Annotated in this window: 16 protein-coding genes; all 16 read right to left on the reverse strand. The window is 33.1% G+C overall.

The annotated features are described in order from the left end of the window. Positions 1-27: 27 nt before the first annotated feature. Positions 28-921, reverse strand: coding sequence for a UTP--glucose-1-phosphate uridylyltransferase GalU (gene galU, locus ACIQ7T_RS00440; RefSeq protein ID WP_402868064.1), 894 nt, complete (start codon positions 919-921; stop codon positions 28-30). A gap of 443 nt (positions 922-1364) precedes the next feature. Next, positions 1365-2255, reverse strand: a complete 891-nt coding sequence (gene rfbA / locus ACIQ7T_RS00445) for a glucose-1-phosphate thymidylyltransferase RfbA (protein ID WP_370075152.1) — start codon at positions 2253-2255, stop codon at positions 1365-1367. Between the two features lie 278 nt (positions 2256-2533). Beyond that, on the reverse strand, positions 2534-3307 hold the full coding sequence (locus ACIQ7T_RS00450; RefSeq protein WP_370075153.1) for a glycosyltransferase family 2 protein: 774 nt from the start codon (positions 3305-3307) through the stop codon (positions 2534-2536). Positions 3308-3316: 9 nt separating this feature from the next. Further along, the gene (locus tag ACIQ7T_RS00455; protein ID WP_402868066.1) at positions 3317-4354 is read right to left on the reverse strand and encodes a glycosyltransferase family 2 protein; all 1038 of its coding nucleotides are present in this window, start codon (positions 4352-4354) and stop codon (positions 3317-3319) included. 25 nt (positions 4355-4379) lie between these two features. Then, positions 4380-5600, reverse strand: coding sequence for an O-antigen ligase family protein (locus ACIQ7T_RS00460; protein WP_402868068.1), 1221 nt, complete (start codon positions 5598-5600; stop codon positions 4380-4382). 247 nt (positions 5601-5847) lie between these two features. Continuing rightward, complete coding sequence (locus ACIQ7T_RS00465) at positions 5848-6783, reverse strand: glycosyltransferase family 2 protein (RefSeq protein ID WP_402868069.1); 936 nt, start codon at positions 6781-6783, stop codon at positions 5848-5850. Positions 6784-7208: 425 nt separating this feature from the next. Further along, positions 7209-8180, reverse strand: a complete 972-nt coding sequence (galE, locus tag ACIQ7T_RS00470) for a UDP-glucose 4-epimerase GalE (RefSeq protein ID WP_370075157.1) — start codon at positions 8178-8180, stop codon at positions 7209-7211. A gap of 380 nt (positions 8181-8560) precedes the next feature. Next, positions 8561-9577, reverse strand: a complete 1017-nt coding sequence (gene rfbB, locus ACIQ7T_RS00475) for a dTDP-glucose 4,6-dehydratase (RefSeq protein WP_402868071.1) — start codon at positions 9575-9577, stop codon at positions 8561-8563. 150 nt (positions 9578-9727) lie between these two features. After that, a complete protein-coding gene (locus ACIQ7T_RS00480) occupies positions 9728-10420 on the reverse strand; it encodes a WbqC family protein (protein WP_370075158.1) in 693 nt (230 codons plus the stop codon). 260 nt (positions 10421-10680) lie between these two features. Next, complete coding sequence (locus ACIQ7T_RS00485) at positions 10681-11772, reverse strand: DegT/DnrJ/EryC1/StrS family aminotransferase (RefSeq protein WP_402868073.1); 1092 nt, start codon at positions 11770-11772, stop codon at positions 10681-10683. Further along, entirely contained in the window at positions 11769-13010 is a 1242-nt protein-coding gene (locus ACIQ7T_RS00490; protein ID WP_402868075.1) for an ATP-grasp domain-containing protein, read from the reverse strand. Before ACIQ7T_RS00490 ends, ACIQ7T_RS00485 begins: the two co-directional genes overlap by 4 nt. Beyond that, positions 13007-14494 carry a lipopolysaccharide biosynthesis protein gene (locus tag ACIQ7T_RS00495; RefSeq protein ID WP_402868077.1) on the reverse strand — a complete coding sequence of 496 codons (1488 nt, stop codon included), beginning with the start codon at positions 14492-14494 and terminating at the stop codon, positions 13007-13009. The genes ACIQ7T_RS00490 and ACIQ7T_RS00495 overlap by 4 nt, the downstream gene beginning before the upstream one ends. Next, a complete protein-coding gene (locus ACIQ7T_RS00500; protein ID WP_370075162.1) occupies positions 14479-15453 on the reverse strand; it encodes a glycosyltransferase family 2 protein in 975 nt (324 codons plus the stop codon). Before ACIQ7T_RS00500 ends, ACIQ7T_RS00495 begins: the two co-directional genes overlap by 16 nt. Before the next feature lie 332 nt (positions 15454-15785). Beyond that, positions 15786-16769 (reverse strand): ATP-grasp domain-containing protein, encoded by a 984-nt coding sequence (locus tag ACIQ7T_RS00505; protein WP_402868079.1) that lies wholly within the window; start codon positions 16767-16769, stop codon positions 15786-15788. A gap of 215 nt (positions 16770-16984) precedes the next feature. Further along, entirely contained in the window at positions 16985-18691 is a 1707-nt protein-coding gene (locus ACIQ7T_RS00510; RefSeq protein WP_402868081.1) for a phospho-sugar mutase, read from the reverse strand. A gap of 192 nt (positions 18692-18883) precedes the next feature. Next, entirely contained in the window at positions 18884-19648 is a 765-nt protein-coding gene (locus ACIQ7T_RS00515) for a tyrosine-protein phosphatase (RefSeq protein WP_370075165.1), read from the reverse strand. Positions 19649-19821 lie beyond the last annotated feature (173 nt).

The following is a 19821-nucleotide window of genomic DNA, read 5'->3' on the forward strand; positions in this document are numbered from 1 at the left end:
ATAATTTGGAATTCCTACTGACGTAAATCATTTTAATTCGAAGTGACTCTCCCTAAGTTGCTTCACTTTATTCAACAGTAAATTGGTAATCGCTTCATGTAACTCATCACGATCCAACGCAAAATCAATAATTGTATTAATAAAGCCAATATGCTCTCCAACATCATAGCGGCTTCCTTCTATTTCAAATGCAAATACACGCTGACAACTATTTAATGCTTCAATCGCATCTGTTAATTGAATTTCACCGCCCTTACCTTTTTTTTGTTCATCTAAAAAGGTGAAAATTTCTGGAGTTAAAATATACCTTCCTATGATTGCAAAATTTGAGGGGGCATCTCCGAAAGCAGGCTTCTCGATAAATTCCCTTACTTCCATCAAACGATTTTCTGTTGAAATCGGGTCAATGATTCCATAACGATGAACATCTACATCTGGAACCTTTTGCACACCTATAATACTCGAATACGTTTGATCATATTGCTCGATTAATTGTTTCAGACACGGAATCTCATTTTTCACAATATCATCCCCTAAAAGTACCGCAAAAGGTTCTTCCCCAATAAACTTACGTGCACACCATATCGCATGACCAAGGCCTAGAGGTTCCTTCTGACGAATATAGTGTATATCTACTTTAGAGGAGGCCTTTACTTTCTCGAGCATATCGAACTTCCCTTTTTCTAGTAAATTTGCCTCGAGCTCAAACGCATTATCAAAATGATCCTCAATTGCCCTTTTATTTTTACCAGTAACAATAATGATATCCTCAATACCTGAAGCTACTGCCTCTTCAACGATATATTGAATAGTCGGTTTATCAACAATCGGCAACATTTCCTTCGGCATTGCTTTGGTAGCTGGCAAAAAACGCGTACCTAATCCTGCTGCGGGTATAATGGCTTTACGTATTTTTTTCATTTAATCTCCCTTCGTGTAAGGTGTAAGGCTGTCCTCTCCTATGGCATGTTGTTAATTTATTAATTCACGATCACGATTTAATTTACTTTTTAATATATTAATAACGATTACTTTTTATTCAAATATGTAATTGTCTTTTCCAATTTTAGTTAGTAATTATAAAAGTGCTACCTTATGCAGCAAACATTACAAAAGATAGCACTTTTCATTCTCATTAATACTGGCTCGTCACCAAAACTCGAGAATGACATCTGGCTAAGAGATATTTTAATAATAAAATACTGGGTAATTGGAGTGAAGGGTTAACCAGTGTAGCTAACAACATTCACCTTCCGCTACAGAGCAAAGTTTCATTGCCTCCAATAAATCCCGCTTCACCCGTGACAAGCACATTTTTTGTCCACCATTTCACCTTCGCTTTAACAATTCCCACTATAAAACCGCTACACGAAAATATGAGATTGCTTAAATGATTGAGAAACTTCCATTAAATATTTCCCATAGTCTGTTTTCATCAGCGGTTTTGCAAGTTCAATTAACTGTTGTTTTGTAATATACCCTTTTCTGAAAGCAATTTCTTCTATACAAGCAATGTACAACCCTTGCCTTTTTTGAATAGCTTCTACAAAATTTGATGCTTCTAGTAATGACTCATGCGTTCCAGTATCTAACCACGCCAACCCACGTCCGGTAAGTTCCACCTTTAATTCGCCTTTGAGTAAATATTCTCCAATAATCGATGTAATCTCTAATTCTCCTCGTGCTGACGGTTTTACATTTTTGGCGATGGCCACTACATTATTATCAAAAAAATACAAACCCGGTACAGCATAGGAAGATTTCGGAAATGCAGGTTTTTCTTCTATTGAAATAGCATTCATTTGCTCATCCACTTCAACGACTCCATAGGCTCTTGGATCGTTGACATAACAACCAAAAATTATACTCCCAGTCTTTAATGTAGCCGCTTCTTGTAATAGAACACTGAAATTGGAACCGTAGAAAATATTATCGCCTAACACTAAAGCGACCGACGAATCTCCAATAAATGACTCTCCGATAATGAAAGCCTCGGCTAAACCATTCGGATACTCTTGAATGGCATAATCAATAGACATACCCAAGTCTTGACCGTCACCTAAAAGCTCTCTAAATCCAGTCACATCACGAGGTGTTGATATAATAAGTACCTCTGTAATACCAGCAAGCATTAATACAGACAGTGGATAATAAATCATAGGTTTGTCATAAACCGGCAATATTTGTTTTGAAACCGACTTTGTCAGCGGATAAAGCCGCGTCCCTGAACCTCCTGCTAATATAATTCCTTTCATCCATATCCCCCCATACCTAAGACGTGTTCATCACTTACTTTACTAATTCGTATGTGCTAACTTTTTATTTCGTTAAACATCATGGCATCAATAGCGGAAAGGCTCGGTATAAAATCATTTTCTTTATTGGTCGTAAGGGGTTATCGTTGGTTTAATAAATTCTATCTTTAAGTCATGTTCTTGATATTTTTCTGAATCATAAAATTCTTTACCTCTAATTGCATTTAGCCTTATACCTCAAATGCTTTTATATCTGTTCAAGAGCCTTTTCACCATTCTTAACCTGTCAATCTAGTTGAAACGTATTTTATCGAAATATTAAGCAAGAAAATACACATCCGGTAGACAGATTGAATTGTCGTCATACCAAGATGATTTTTATAAATTTTCCAGTTCCACGTTATACCTTTGAATTTATTTCTGCTTATGGAACCTGGTGTAATTCGATAATAAGCTAATACTTCATCCATTCCGTATGCCTTTATCTCATAATCTTTTAAAATATCTAGCCAAAGAACATAATCTTCATGCTTAGTCTCCTTGAAAAATGGTTTAGCTATTTTACGTGTATCTAATACAACTGTTAAACATCCAATGTAATTAACACGCAATAATTTTTTATAATCCACTGGTTTTTTGCATACCTTAACAATTTTTCGTGTTCGTTTATTATTTTCTGTTATTTCTTGATATTGTGTATAGGAAAATGCCACATCAAGTTCTTGCATGAAATCGAGTTGTTTGGATAATTTTTCAGGATGCCATAAATCATCACTATCAAGAAAAGCTAAAAATTGTCCTTTTGCTTTTTCAATACCAGCATTTCTAGCATTCGCAACACCACCGTTTTGTGTCAAATTAATAATTTTTATTCGACTATCCTTATATCCTAGTAGTATTTGCTGACTATTGTCTGTTGACTTGTCATTAATAATTATCAATTCCCAATTTTTGTACGTTTGATTTAGAACAGATTCAATGGATTGGCCAACATACTTATCCGCATTGTAAACAGGCATAATAATTGAAACTAGAAAGTTATTTTTATGCAATAAACCATCCTATTTCATAATATTTTTAAATGTATATGCGAGGATCAAATTAAACTTTAATGTATAACAAACTGCATACATCTTGACGAATAAAGGTGTCAATAATTTTGTTCGATTACTCTGACAGTATGCTATTACTTCTTTATTTGTTTTCAAAATAGCCATTAATTGCATTATTTCTCTATTTTGCGTTTTATCAATAGCCGCTGTTATTTGTGAAATGCTTGCACCCGATTTGACATAGTTTTTTAGTGAACTATTAAACAAATGGAATACTAAGATAGAGTATATACTTGTCATATCCAAATTATTCCTTTTTAAATAATCGATGTACTTTTCCGCCAAGTTTAAGTACTGTTCTATAATTTCAGGTTTAGGTTGTTGCATGAGCGAACCATTTCGTTGCAAATAATTATAAAAAGATGAATCGATACTTATTATTTTTTTTATATGCACTAAGTAATATAGATTAAATAGCTTATCTTCTGAGAATATCTCACTATTTGGTTCAAATCGTATATGGTGTTCTTTAATAATCGTATTTTTATACAATTTATTACAAACTTCATCCCCATGTTTGTAGTTAAAGAAGTATTCATATAGGTATCCTTTTAAACCTAACTTCCCAATATCGATTGTCTCATGCTTAATTTCTAAAAAATTCTTCTCTATTTTTTCTTCGTATACTTTCGTATAATCACATACTACTAATTCTGCTTCATGCTGTTCCATTTCATGTACCATGGATTCAATCATATTCAACCCTATCCAATCATCAGCATCCACGAATATGATATAAGTTCCACTGACCTTATCTAATGCAGCATTTCTTGCAGAAGACAGGCCCCCGTTCGGCTTATGAATTACTTTAATCCTTGAATCTTCAACAGCTAATTCATCCACTACCTTTCCACAATTATCCGCTGAACCATCATTGACTAAAAATATTTCTAGATTTGTATACGTTTGATTTTGAACTGATTGTACACATTTTTGTAAGTATTGCTCTACATTATAAATTGGAATAATTACACTGACTAACTTCATAGTTTCCCCCAATTTTATAATTTTTTTATTCAAACTTAATCTGTTCACGGTACAGATATTCTTTTTCTGTAATACTGTATCGCCATATAAGCGCTAGAAATAAAAATAGATATTCACTCGCAATTAGTGAAAGGAACATTAAAGAAATTGAAATTGAAACATAAGTCCCTAGGAGAAATACCTTTGATTTATCCATCCTTACAATGAACATTATTCTAAAAAATAATAGTGTCCAAAATATAAAGAATAATCCAAAGCCAATTACACCCGACTCAACTAATATTTCTAAAAAAGTATTGTGCATATAAATTCCTTCACCAAAAAATTCCGCACTATAATCCCTAAAATTATAAATACCAATTCCTTGTACAGGATGGTTTGAAAAGAGTGACAAACCATTGTTCCATATTTCAACTCTGCCACTACCGCCATCCTTACCAACAGATTCCATTCTTTTTATCAAAATCTGATAGATATCGATATGCGTCACTTTTAATACGGTAAAGTAACTTATCCATGTAATTATAGGTACGACAAAAAAAATTTTTATTTTTGTTTTTACAGTAAAAAAAGCGATAGTAATCACAACCCCTATTAAGGTTGCTAATATGCCCCCCCTTGAAAAAGTTAGTAAAGTTGTAATTAAAGCTAAAACAAATCCAACCTTCCCTTTATTGTCTTTCATATTTACTAGGAAAAAGAACAAGAAGAACGAATTGGATACAACAAATATATTAGGGTCTGATAAAATACCGATTAATCTGGGCATATTTCTATCTAGCATTAAGCCATAAACTCTAATGCCATTCCCATAAAAATTAAATTTATTAGAAATTAAACCAAATAGATAAAACAATAATGAAATTACGTTATATAGTATTCCTACTGTCCCAATTATTCGTTCAAATTCTTTTAATGTAATATTAGAAAATAAAAATTTATATATAAAGTATGAAAAAAGGCCGATTAAAATAGCAATAGTCAAACGAATACTTGCCAACGGATATGTAGAAAATACTCCAGTAAAACAGTAGAAAACATAGAAGAAAATCATAAAGGTTTCATGAATTTGAGGCTTATGAAAAACAATTTTACTAAGGGTAAACATAAAAATTACGACCATTAATACCATATGTGGTTTTAACGAAAAACCAATGTTTACATTCAGATTACCTAAAAAAACACTGAATACTAAAATAAATATTAGAAAATAATTATTTGAAATTCTTTTTTTTTCGTAAATCACTTTTCTCTCCCCTTACTACCCCTCTTTAAGAGTGCAAACTAATAGTGCTTTTTCAGGTCAAGAATCTGCCACCATTTCTTTATAATGCCAGTAGGTTGAAAACCGACTAACACGTCGCTATTTTCATACGCAGCACATAGCAAATAATCTTTCATAAAAAGCATCGAAACCTGCTCTTGATTGCTTCGGAGCACTCGTCCTCTCTCATCAAGCGCGCATGCCTAATGTGTATGCTTGGCAATTACTATCACCTTTTAACTAGTCTAATAGTTCTGATAAATAACATGTTTTTACACCTTTCAAGGAAATATTTTGAGGTTTTTAAGGCAATAATTAAATTTAATACCATTTTAAAGAACTCGCCTTCTTCTTTATAAACTAATGCTTCCTTAAAATAGAGCTGTGTTTTATCAAAATTTTCTACCTTATTTTGTGTAGTCCTCTTATTTACATACTTATCGATTTCTGATTGGTTAATTAAATCAATATTTTTATAGTTTTTTTGTAAATACTTCGCAGATAAAAATTGTTTTAAGGCATTCGATCTTGAAATACTAATAGAATTGAGCCTATAAGTAAGCGTTACATCATTACAATTACCAATCCGATATTTTTGGGAGCACCGCAATAAAAAATCATAATCTTCACAGGTGTGTAAATTCCGATATCCATTTAAGTCAGTATATACTTCTCTTTTGACAAACCATGTTGGATGAGGAATACAATTATCATATTTCAAAATACTATTAATAATATTATTTGAAACGGGATGATTAGAAGATTTTTGTATAACATTCCCACTCTCATCAATACTTCTAATTTTCGATCCAATTAAGTCATAGTTATACTTTTTCAAGTAAAGCAATTGCTTTTCTAGTCTGTTATTATCTGAGATGTCATCCGCATCCATTCTTGCTATATATTCACCCTTACAATATTCTAAAGCTTTATTTAAACTATTGGTTAGTCCGATGTTTTTATCATTTTCAACAACGATTATACGCTCATCTCTATTTGCATAATCAGATACAACTCTTTTAATCATAGTATTATCTGGATTATCTAATACAATAATGAATTCAATTTTTGAATATGTTTGATTCAAAATCGATTCAATACTCGCTTTTAACCATTCCATCTTTTCATTATAAGTACTCATTATTACTGAAATTAGATCCTTCATTATACACATCCCCATTAGTCATGATCCCACTGATGAAATTTATGGCTATCCTTTTCTTTCTTATTAAAAAGATTGGTCACGAAAACCAAAAACTATCAAATTAAAATGCTGACATCATTCTATTGCGGAATTCCACGATTGGTGGAAAAATTCCGGTAACTATAAGAATATGCTTTTCAATTTGTATATGAAAAACTTAACCTCGTTTGTACAAACACTTTGCTATTTACTACTTATATGAAGGTGAATTTCTCTTTATACATGGTGAAGAACTTTCAATTGTTATTCAAAAGTAAACAAATTGACTAATTGGTGAAAAATATAAAAGTGCTAACTTTTACACCTGGTTTTAGGTAAAATTCAGCACTTTTGTTATAACGATGAATATTTTAGTCAATCACATTTCAAATTAAGTTCTAAGCCCTTTAGTATCTTTGATTGTTATGCCATTTCCAAGCATCTTCAATAATTTCCACTAAGCTTTTTTCTGCCCTCCACCCAAGTTCATCAAAAATCTTTTTAGATGAAGCAATAAGTCTAGCAGGATCTCCTTCACGTCTTTCAGAGAGTTCAATATTTGCCCTTTTACCTGTTACTGCCTCGCAAGTTTCTATTACTTCTTTTACTGTATAGCCACGACCATTCCCTAAGTTATAAATTGCCTCTTTATTTTTATTCTCAAGTAATGAATTCAATGCAAAAATATGTGCTATTGCTAAATCTGTAACATGTATATAATCACGAATGCATGTGCCATCGGGTGTTTCATAGTCTGTACCATAAATACACACCTTCTCCCTATCACCAGCCAAATGTTGCAATACAATTGGAATAAGATGCGTTTCTGGGTTATGGCTTTCGCCAATTTCCGCTGTTTCATAGGCCCCGGCTGCGTTAAAATATCTTAAAACTACGTAACGTAAATCATAGGCTGTTGCATAATCCATGAGAACTTGTTCAATCATAAGCTTTGATCTTCCATAAGGATTTATTGGATTTGGCACAATTGTTTCATCAATCATGTTTAGGTTAGGAACCCCATATGTCGCAGCAGTTGATGAAAATATAATATTTTTCACGTTATACTTTAACATTACACTTAATAAAGTTAATGTAGATATAACGTTGTTCTCATAATATTTCTGCGGATTTACTACAGATTCACCAACTAGACTACTCGCAGCAAAGTGCATTACTGCTTTAATGGAATATTGCGAAAAAACGTGCTCCAAATCGCTTCTTTTTCCTAAATCCCCCTGCACAAAAATCGCCTTTTCATCAATCGACTCCCGGTGACCAGTTGAAAGATTATCCAATACAATAACTGCTTCTTTCTTTACTAACTCTTTTACAAGATGACTACCTATATATCCCGCTCCACCGATAACTAATATCAAATGGTTGTCTCCCTTTTCATTTTCTTTTACTAATAATACGCGCTTTGAAAATAGCCATAGTTGCGCGAAAGCCTATTATTTTACACAAAACACTAGCGATTATATGGTTATTATTATTTCGATATTGTAATAAAAATCGATTTTCTTTAACAGAAGAAAGTATTTGTTTTCTTTCTTCTCTGTCTACGAATCCCGCAAGCTTTATACAGAAATAATATCTATTTAGCAATAATCATTTATTTCATCTTATGTCATGAATTATGAGCCAAGTTCTCTTCGCTAAATTTTGAAGCTTTTTGGACTTCAATCTTTTCTAGATGCTATCAATAATTGAGGTGTTTGAATTGTAATTTTCGTCTGAGCTTTTCTAGCTTCCATCATCATAAATATTGCTTTTCAAAATACTGTCGATATTGTCCACTTATAATTTGCTCCCACCATGTGTTGTTTTCAACATACCAATGAATCGTTTGCGCAATGCCAGTTTCAAATGTGTATATGGGCTTCCAACCTAATTGCTCTATTTTAGTTGGGTCAATGGCATAGCGTTTATCATGAGCTAAACGATCTGTTACATACTTTATAAGTTTTTCTGATTTCCCTAATGTCTTAATAATTGTTTGAACAACTTCTAAATTGGTGCGTTCATTATGCCCACCAATATTATATATCTCTCCGTTGACACCTTCATGTAACACCAAATCAATGGCCGTACAATGATCAAAAACATGTAACCAATCTCGTATGTTTTGTCCGTCACCATATATAGGAATTTTTTCATCCTTTAACACACGAGAAATAGTTAAAGGAATTAATTTTTCTGGAAACTGATATGGTCCATAGTTATTCGAACAACGCGTAATATTCATTGGTAATCCATATGTTTTATAATAAGCACGGACTAAACAATCAGAAGAAGCTTTACTTGCACTATAAGGGCTATTTGGTAGTAATGATGTCTCTTCTGTAAAAAAAGTAGATGGTTCAAAATCCAATTCCCCATAAACTTCATCCGTAGATACATGGACAAATTTTGAAATACCTACTTGCATCGCTGCTTCTAATAATACTTGTGTCCCTAATACATTTGTTCGAACAAATACCGATGGATCTGTAATTGAGCGGTCCACATGACTTTCTGCTGCAAAATGAACCACATAATCGAATTGTTCCTTCTTAAAAAAAGTCATAACCAACTCACGATTTACAATATCGCCTTTTACAAATGTATAGTTATCATTTGTTTCAAATGCTCGATGTTTACCTAGATCACCTGCATACGTCAATAAATCTAAATTATAAATTTCATAGGAAGGATACTTACAAATTAAATATTGGATAAAATTACCTCCGATAAAGCCTGCACCGCCAGTAACTAATATTTTTTTCTTTACCATCATTCCTACCTCTTTCAATGTATTGTTGTAAGTGAATGATCCAAGGCATAAGGTACTTCCAGCAAATACTTACCATATTCTGTTTTCATAAGTGGTTGAGCAAGCTCCTCTTTCTTTTTATATTGCTCAATATCGTTATTTTTCGTTTTATCATCTAACTAATTCATGAATATCTAACATTTCTTTAATTTTACTAATATCGTTAAACATCATGACGTCAATTATTGAAAGGCCAGGCATAAAATCATTTGAGTATTGTTTGTATGGTGTTAGTATTGGCTGAATAAATTGAATTTCCAAATCATTGTCTATATATTTTTGCTGATTGTAAAAATCCTTGCCACCAATCGCATTAATATAGGTAGTCGCATTTAATGCCCTAGATACTTTAATTCCCCATTCATCTGCTGCATTAGCCTCTTTAATAGTAGGGAATTTTTGCGACAGAATAGTAATACTCGTTTCTATACCTAATAATGTGCAAGTCTTTCTTAGAACTAAAGTAATGAATTGACTTAAATTGCTGTTACTATTTGTTAAACAATCCGTTACGAATTCCATAACATTCATAAAAAATGGCGCGTTTTTATAAAATATTAATTGATTGAGAATCTTTTCTTGCCAATGCATATTACTATTTATGACAATGTCTTTAATTTTAGTTTCTCTAGAAGCTTTACATACTGGAACATTGAAATATATACTTTTTCCATGCTCACTCAAGATTCGGTTCCTATTTATCCAACTTCTTCTCGTATATTGAGCATTATCAAAAATGACAAATTCATCTACCGAGTGTATCAGTTGGAAATATCCTAGATACGGAAAAAAATAAGGTTGCATTAAGGCTATCCTCATTCTAAGTGTCCCTTCTTAAGTTAATAAAACTACTAATAAGTATCTTGATCATCATGGAATTCTAACTCCATGTAAATTTCCTCTTGTCTACAAAATACAATATAAAGATCATCTTTTGGAAATTAGAGGAACGAAGTAAAGATATTGTTCTCTCCCATTCCAATATTTTTTCATTAAATTAAATAGCCCTTCTACTATATAATTTATGGCTTGCAAATTCTTTTGTTTTACAGATAACTTGTACACTATTCTTTCAAAAGTATACAAATTTTATCTACATCTTCTAGCATGAGATCCCCATACAATGGTAGTGTTAAAACTCTCTCTGCAATATATTTTGCGACAGGTGTATCTTCAGCATTGAACTTTTCTCTGAAACATTCAAAGCTATTCGTTAAAGGATAAAAATACTTTCGGGGAAAAATATTATGTTTCATTAATTTCTCATACACTTCATCCCGCGAAAGTTGGAAACCATCAAATACAACAGGGAAGTATGCATAATTACTCGACACATCTTTTGGAGGAGGCAATAATTTAATACCTCTGATACCACTGAGATGTTCAACATATCTCTCAAATACTTTCTTTCGCTTCCCTATTTCCATATCTATATTCCGGAGATTGCACAAACCCATCGCTGCTTGAAATTCATTCATCTTAGCATTACCACCTATATACTGAATTGTTTCAGGTCCAGTAATACCAAAATTTTTATAAATATTTAATAAGTCTTTTATGTTAGAATCTTTAACGGTTAGTGCTCCACCCTCAATAGTGTGAAAAACTTTAGTTGCATGGAAACTAAACATGGAAGCATCACCAAAGTTTGCAACACTTTCACCACCTACCGTTACCCCGAAGGCATGAGCAGCATCAAATATGACCTTTAGATTATATTTACTTGCTATACTTTCAATCTCTTTTATATTACATACATTTCCGTACACATGAACGGCTATAATAGCGGAAGTTTTATCTGTTATTAACCTTTCAATATTATCTGTTTCTATGGTGTAATCATTAAGATTAATGTCAGCAAAAACTGGTGTTAAACCTTTTCGTACGATTGCATGCGTTGTCGATGCAAATGTAAAAGGTGTGGTGATAACTTCGCCAGTTAATTGAAATGCTTCAATCGCGTATTCTAATGCTAGGTGCCCGTTAGAAAATAGCGTAATATTTTTTGTATTCAAATACCGTTTCAATTCAGTTTCTAAAGCATTATGCTTTACACCCATGTTGGTCAACCAGCGACTATCCCAAAGATCTCTAATTTCTTCAGAGAATTCCGTAAAACCAGGCATTGATGATTGTGTTACTTGAATAGGCTTCATATATTCACCTTCTTGACGTTATTTATTTTCACAAATGAATACTCAACATTTACCTTCACGAAGTTTGTGATATGCTCCATTTTTTCTAACATGTCATCTTCTGAAGGAAATTGTAGTATCATAGTGCCCAATTTTTCATTAGATCCTGAAAATGCTTTAATGTGACTTTTTGATTTAACTAGCAATTCATATTCAACAATGCCATTTTCTATTTCATCATGCATTTCCACATTTATAAATACTCCGCTAGTTTCACTATTCAATACATACACCGACCAATATCCTTGTGGTTCAACCATAGTCAAATCATTACAATCCTCACCTAAAGCCGCCTTAATAGTATATTCGATCATATCTACACCAGTTGCATATTTTGTTACTTGTGGAATCCAATCGCCACCATTCCTAGCAGCTATCTCAATAAGATAAATATTTTCTTGTTCGTCCACTCGAATATCAAAATTATAGGCACCTGATTTCATATTGAGTAAAGTCAACGCTCTTTGAATCTCTTTATGAATTTTTTGTTGAATATGCTCAGACATTTTGCATGGCCAGCTTGAACCAACTGGGACAAATGGATTTGGTGATGCTAATGTCGGAAAGTGCTCATTCGTAAAACTACGAAAAACAAGCTTTCCATTTACAGAAAAACCATCCCCCCCAACATGATAACCATGCTTTTCTATATACTCTTCCACAATAAAACGTTTCACTTTCGAAAAACTTAAAGCGTACTCTATTTTTTCCTGCAAAATGTCAATGGAATCTATTTTTGAGACTCCTCTACTGCCTGAAGAATCAACAGGTTTTATCATTACAGGCATTTTAAAATCATGAAAATCAGCTTTAGCTTCTTCCACCGCTCGATAGCCCTTTGCTCTTGGAACGTTAAAATTATTATTCTTCTGAAACTCCCGAAACAAATCCTTATTTGACAATATCTCTACAGATTCATAAGGATGTGACGGTAGTCCTAGCCTTTCAGCAACATAAGCCGCAGTAGGTGCTGCAGGTTCAGACGCATAACTAACTATGCCATCAATGTTTAACGATTTTGCTAATGATAAGACACCTTCCTTATCCGTAGTGTTGACATTATAGTAATCATGAGCATATTGATGCCCTGGATTTTCTTTTATATAATCACAAGTAATAACATAGTGACCCATTTCTCTTGCTTTTTTTATTGCTGGAATTTGAGAATGTGCACCACCAAGCATTAATAATTTTTTCATTCTGTGGCCTCCTCATTTACAATAATTTTAGTAGTGGTATTCCTTCTAAACAGACCTTTTATAATCGATAGTAAATAAGTAAAGGCATCAAAATTAAATACTTTTGCTAACCCTACATATAAAACGATCCCTACAATTATTTGAATAATGAGCGTCACAATCTCAGTCAACCCAATCAAGTGGATTGGAAAAACAATAGCCCCCATCACTAAAGATGTTAGCAAAGATGGTTTTATATCTCTCCACTGTTCTTGAATGCTATAGTTTAGTAATTGTAAATTTGGATATGCGTTAATAAAAGTCGATAAAATTCCAACTCCGAGCACTCCTAAAGCCATCATATGAACACCGAATGGGATACTGACAGCTAAAATAATCAATCCTAATATAGTTTTCACAATTTCTAGTTTTAAAAAAATATCACTACGTCCCAAAGCGTTAATTGCTTGTAAATTTGCAGTATGTATAGGCCATAATGCATAACTAATACAAAAAATTTGTAAGAATGGCACGGAAGGTAGCCATTTTTCTGTTAACAAAATTTTAACTAAAGGCTCAGCAATAGCTACAAGTCCGAACATCATCGGAAAAATTACAAATGAGCTCATAATGATTGAACGACGTACCATAGCCTTAACTCTTTCTGTATTATCTTGATGGAAGGATAAAGTAGGAAACATTACGGATTGTATTGAACCATTAATGTTGTTAATAATTACGCTAGGAAATTGCTCACCCCGATTATAAAAACCTAATAATGCAGGGCTATACATTTTACCAATTAGTAGATTCCGAATGTTGTAATTAATGGTATCAATCAATGATGAAGCTAATAATTTCCATCCAAACACAAATAAACTTCCGAGCCTCTCCATTGAAAAGATAAGCTTCGGTCGCCAATTTACTGTAAACCATAAAATGACCGTTACTATAAGCTGGTTTGTAATTTGATGTCCAATTAAAGCCCAAACTCCATATCCTGCATAGGCCATTGTTATACCAACAACACCAGATATAATAACGGCTCCCAAACTACTAAAGAACAGTTTTTTAAACTGCATATTGCGTGCAATAACTGCATGTTGAATTGAATTAAACGCACCGAAAAACAATGTTAAGGAAAGAATTCTTAAGACAGATAGTAGTTGGGGTTCTGCAAAAAATGAGGCTATGAATGGGGCTATAAAAAAGAGTATGACATACAGGTTAATGGCAACAAATAAGTTTAAATAAAATACAGATGAATAATCCGCTTCATCCACTTTTTTCTTTTGTATCAATGCTGTGTTAAATCCACTCTGCACTATCACACCAGCTATTGTTATGAAAATGGTAACTAGAACGAGTAACCCAAAGTCCTCTGGAAGAAGTAGACGGGCTAGTACAATCAACACCATAAATTGAATTCCCTGCGTCCCTCCTCGTTCTAACAGCTTCCATAATAGAGAAGAAAGGACTTTAGATTTTGTTATATCATCGTCCAATTTATGATCCTCCTTTTAACAAATCTAAGAAGCTTTGAGATACTTGGACTATATTGATTTATAAATAATATTGTTTTTTTCTTTAATCCTAAATTTAAATATAGCTCTCTATATTCTCCTGTTTTTGCTTCTTTAAATCTCCCCTGTTCAAGTAAAAGGAAAAACTGAGTACTATTCTTTCTCCTATCAATAGCATCCTTAAATTTATTGTTCGTATATAGATTTATTTCATCCAACATATCTTCTATTTCACGATAATGCTGCTTCTTTGTTTCTATATCAGAAAAAGTTCTGCCCGTCCAAGAAGTACTATCACCTACTCGATACGAAGACATCAACTCATCCATATAGTACACCGTACCTAGCAATGATAAATAAATAGCTAAAGGGTAATCGCCAACAGGGGCATTTACAAGAAAGTCTGGTCCCTCCTTCCCAAACTTCAGTCGGTAAAACATGGAATTTGTTAAAAAAAGACCTCCTCCTCCTTCAATTACTTCTTCAACTGAGAATTCCTTATTTCCTTTATTTAGACGGTTAAATAATACACATTTCTTATCCGAAGCATTTACTACATTTCCACCATGAACACATAGGCTACATTCAGGATGCTTCTCCATATAATCGAATTGTTTTTGTAATTTATAAGGATCTATCCAATAATCATCCCCCTCACAAATAGCAATATATTTCCCGCTTGCTCTGCTAATATTAATTGTACTTACAGAAACACCTTTGGAATACTGATTTTCAGTTTGATAGATAGGCTTTATCAAATTAGGGTATTTCTTCTCATACTCTCTAATAATGTCTGCAGTTCTATCTGTCGAGGCATCATCATGTATTAATATTTCAAATTTGAAATTTGTTTTTTGCATTAAAAAACTTTCAATCGCATCCGCTATATATTGTTCGTGATTATACGCGAGACAGTGAATACTGACCAAGATATTTTCCACCTGATTTTCTCCCCCTGATTGTAGTACTAACTGTTTTTTTCTCTCAATCTATAAATTCATTTCCGCTTTATAGCGATTAATTATTAATAAAACCAAAACAGGAAGGTATACTCGATTTTTATCCTAATATACGAAGTTAGTTTATACTTTATTCCACCAGCGTCGCATTAAAATAATTCAACGCGTTTCTGGAAACGAATTTTCTGCAATATTATTTAGACATAAAAAAGCCTTTATAATGGTTGGGTGGTAGTAAATCATCCAAATCCAAAATAAAGGACATAAGCATGGATAAGTTTACACGAAAAACATCCGCTCCCTCTCTGTTAATTCTAAACACCTATTATTTCGTTTGCTGCTTTAAACATAATCCTTTCATATTTCATCATTAAAATACCATCACTGTAGTTGCCAATATTCTTCACATTCGTTTTACCATTTATATTGTTTATTAATAATTCAAGGAAGTTTACACCGCACCCGTAAGCACATATATAGTTCGCACCAAACCTAGGATTGATTTCCCCTATATAATATTCTCCATTAACCTTGAACACATCTACATCAATAGGACCAGTAATATTGAGTTTATTAGATAAATCTTCAATAAGGTCAAATAGCTTAAGATCCTTATAAGAAATGACTTTATCAGCACCACCTATAGTCACTGAGAGTTTTTCCTTTGCAAATATTGATACCATTTTTTGTGAATTAATATCAATATATGCATCTATATCATACTCAGTACCATTTAAAAACTCCTGTATTATATTTTTATGTCCATTATGAAAACTCTTTTCTAGTTCTTTCAAATTGGTACATTTAATAACTCCCCTACTACCATCAGCACTATTTGGTTTGACTATTACAGGGAACGAGATTTTATTTTTACTATAATCATCTTCAAAAGTTTCTAAATCATTGTATGACTTTGCACAGCGAATCCCATTTGTTGTCAAAAATTCATACGTTAAATACTTGTCATCACAAGTCTTTGCAATACTTAAATTAGGTAAGATTGGGATAACCCCAATTTCTTTAAATTTATCAATATTTTTAGAGAGAACCATTATATCTTTATCTAACATAGTTAGAATTGCTTTAACTTTATTCTTTTTACAAATTTCCAAAAGTTCTTCAACATAATTATCAGCTTCTAACGATGGTACTATATATGAATTTTCCACCGAATATAGGGCTGGTAATATATTTGAATTACCTGTAGCTATTATCTCCATGTTAAATTTCGCAAATTCACGATTAAACACTTCTAACATTTCTACTCTTTTTCCAGGACAGCTAATAAGAATATTCATCCGGCATTTCTCCTTTAAGGTTAATAATAGGAACTTTTTTTCATCTTGCTCTATAAAAAAGGCCTATTAACATCTTTGGATCTATTTACTCCTTTTCTTAAAAGTACAGATTTTATAGTATAAATTTTTTTTTGGAATCAAGCCAAAAACTAATACCTGCTGCTGGGATAATTATTTTTTTGGCTTTCTTCATCGCTCTATGTCCATTCTTTCAACTAATTGCTTGTCATAAAGGCTGCCTGTAATTGTTGTAGCTTATGCTGTGCTTGTTCTTTCGTATTAGCTACTGTACCGAAGTAAAACTTACATTTTGGCTCTGTTCCGGAAGGGCGAATCGCTATCCATGATTGATCTTCTAAAATAAACTTTAAAACATTTTCTTTAGGTAATTTAATTGAGGAAATCGAGCCATCTTGATGAATGGCTTGTTGCGTTAAGTAATCTTCTATTACCATTACTTTTTGATCTGCAATATCAAAAATTCTATTTTCCCTAAGGTTTTGAAGTAAAGCTTGCATTTCCTTTTGACCAGAAATACCTTCAAATATTTGTGACTGTAATGCTTCTTGATAATAGCCATATTTATTAAATAAACTGTCCAGAGCATCTAGTAATGTTTGTTGTTTTGTTGCATAATAGGCTGCCATCTCTGCTACTACCAACGCAACTTGAACAGCATCTTTATCACGCACAAAGCTTTGAACCAAATAGCCATAACTTTCTTCATAGCCGAATAGGAACGTTTTTTCCTTCGATTCGTCATACTCAGCAATCTTTTCTGCAATGTATTTAAAACCTGTCAGTGTGTTCACAGTTTCAACTCCGTATTGTTGAGCAATTACTGCACCAAGTTCAGAGGTAACAATTGTTTTGAATAATACGCCGTTTTCAGGTAGCGCATTTTTTTCTTTTTTCGCCTCAAGCAAATACTGTAAGATAAGTGCACCTAGCTGATTACCTGTTAATAATTGATAACCATGCTCTGTTATTACTGCCACACCTAATCGATCGGCATCTGGGTCGGTTGCTAATAGTATTTGTGCACCTGTTTCGTTACCTTTTTGTATTGCATACGTAAAGGCTGCTGCTTCCTCTGGGTTTGGATAAGGAACCGTTGGAAAATCTCCATCTTGTACGGCTTGCTGTTCTACAATATGGACATTTGTAAAACCAAATGCTTGTAAACCTTGTTGTACCGATATTAGCCCTGCACCATGAAGAGGTGAGTAAACAATTGGTATGGTGAAGTCAATATTTGTACGTTGTTTTAAACCGAGTAATTTTTCTTGATAGGCTTGGTCAATATTAAGTAACATCCATTCTACAGTTCGATGCTGCTCTAATGTGTGCCATGATGTTGTTGGAATGTCAAAAATATTTTGGATATCATCGAGTTTTTCAACGATAGTTTGAATAGCAGATGGCGTCAGTTGTGCCCCGTCCCCCCCATAAACTTTAAATCCATTATATTGTTTGGGATTGTGACTAGCGGTAATGACCACACCTGCAAAAGCGTTTAAATACCTTACTGCAAAAGATAATTCAGGTGTTGGGCGTGCATCGCGAAAAACGAATACTTTTACCCCTAATACCCCCAGCACTTGAGCTGTTTCAATAGCAAAATCCTTTGAGAAATGCCGTGTATCATAGGCAATGACAACACCCCGCTGTTTGGCTATTTCCCCGTTTTCTGTGATATACTGCGCTAGCCCGTATGCAGCTCTGCGAATTGTGTAGATATTCATCCGATTTGTACCAGCACCTAACACACCACGCATACCTGCTGTACCAAATTGTAGGTATTGATAAAATCGATCTTCAATTTGTGTTGCATCATTGACAATGGCTAGTAATTCTTCTTTTAAATAGGAGGGGACAGTTTCCTTTATCCATTGCCTATAGTGATCATCTACAATACTCAATATGACACCTTCTGTTCATTCAATAATTTCAAATCTGTAGAGACGTTTACGCTTGTCGGATATATCCCTATGTCGACAAGACCCATCTGGCCACAGCAATTTACCGTCAACGATTTCAATAATGACATTAAAGCTGTCCGTATTTTTCATTTACATATATCTCAAGATAATTACACTTCTTTTTTCTTAATCCTAAAAAATCTTCCACCATTTCCTCTCTTCGATTTTACAAGGTTCTTGTATAATAAAAGGCTGGTTTTCAATTATTCTTGCATTATTTTCGAGTAATATATCGATCGCATCTAACTCTTTTTTCTTTTCTAAATAACAAAGTCCTGCATCAAAAAAAAATGGTCGAGATGATAGATTGTGTACATCCGATCCATAGGTATGAACTAAATTAGCCCTAACTAGCTCAAGTGAGCGCTTTTGTATTGTGCGTCCAAAATAACCAGCTAAGCTGCCAGCAGTTATTTGTGCTTTTGCTCCTTCGCAAATTAATCGTTCTAAGTAAACAGGCCTTTCAACAATGGCTTTATTTCGTTCTGGATGCGCAATAATTGGGGTAATTCCTTCAGACAGTAATGCACGAATAATTATTATTGTATAAGCAGGTACAATATAGGAGGGTAATTCTAACAACATATAATTAGAGCATGCTAATGTGTGGATTTGATTTGTTTTGTAGAGTGGCATGATTTTTTCTGATAATCGTACTTCATGACCGGTAAAAAGTGTGAGAGGAATACTTTTTTTTATGAGTTCAGATTGTAATAAGTGAATTTGATTTTTCACTGCGCTGTAATTTGCATGATATTGTGGGTGATGGCAATGGGGAGTGGCTATTATTTCTTTAATTCCTTCTTTAACCGCTTGTTCAAACAATCGCATAGTATCTGCCATTGTTTTTGGTCCATCATCTACATTCCATAAGATATGACTATGCATATCAACCATCAATATCCTCCTCTCTAATTAGAAAAGGTCCAATACTTTTATTATGCACAATCTATAAATATTATGAGTACTATTAAGGAAGTGCTTATTGGATAACTAAAGAGCAAATAAAAATAGGCAACTCTTTGTTCGAAACCGAACAAGAAGTTACCTATTTTTTCAAGAAATTAACT

The organism is Lysinibacillus sp. NPDC096212, assembly GCF_044763105.1.
Lineage (GTDB): Bacteria > Bacillota > Bacilli > Bacillales_A > Planococcaceae > Lysinibacillus.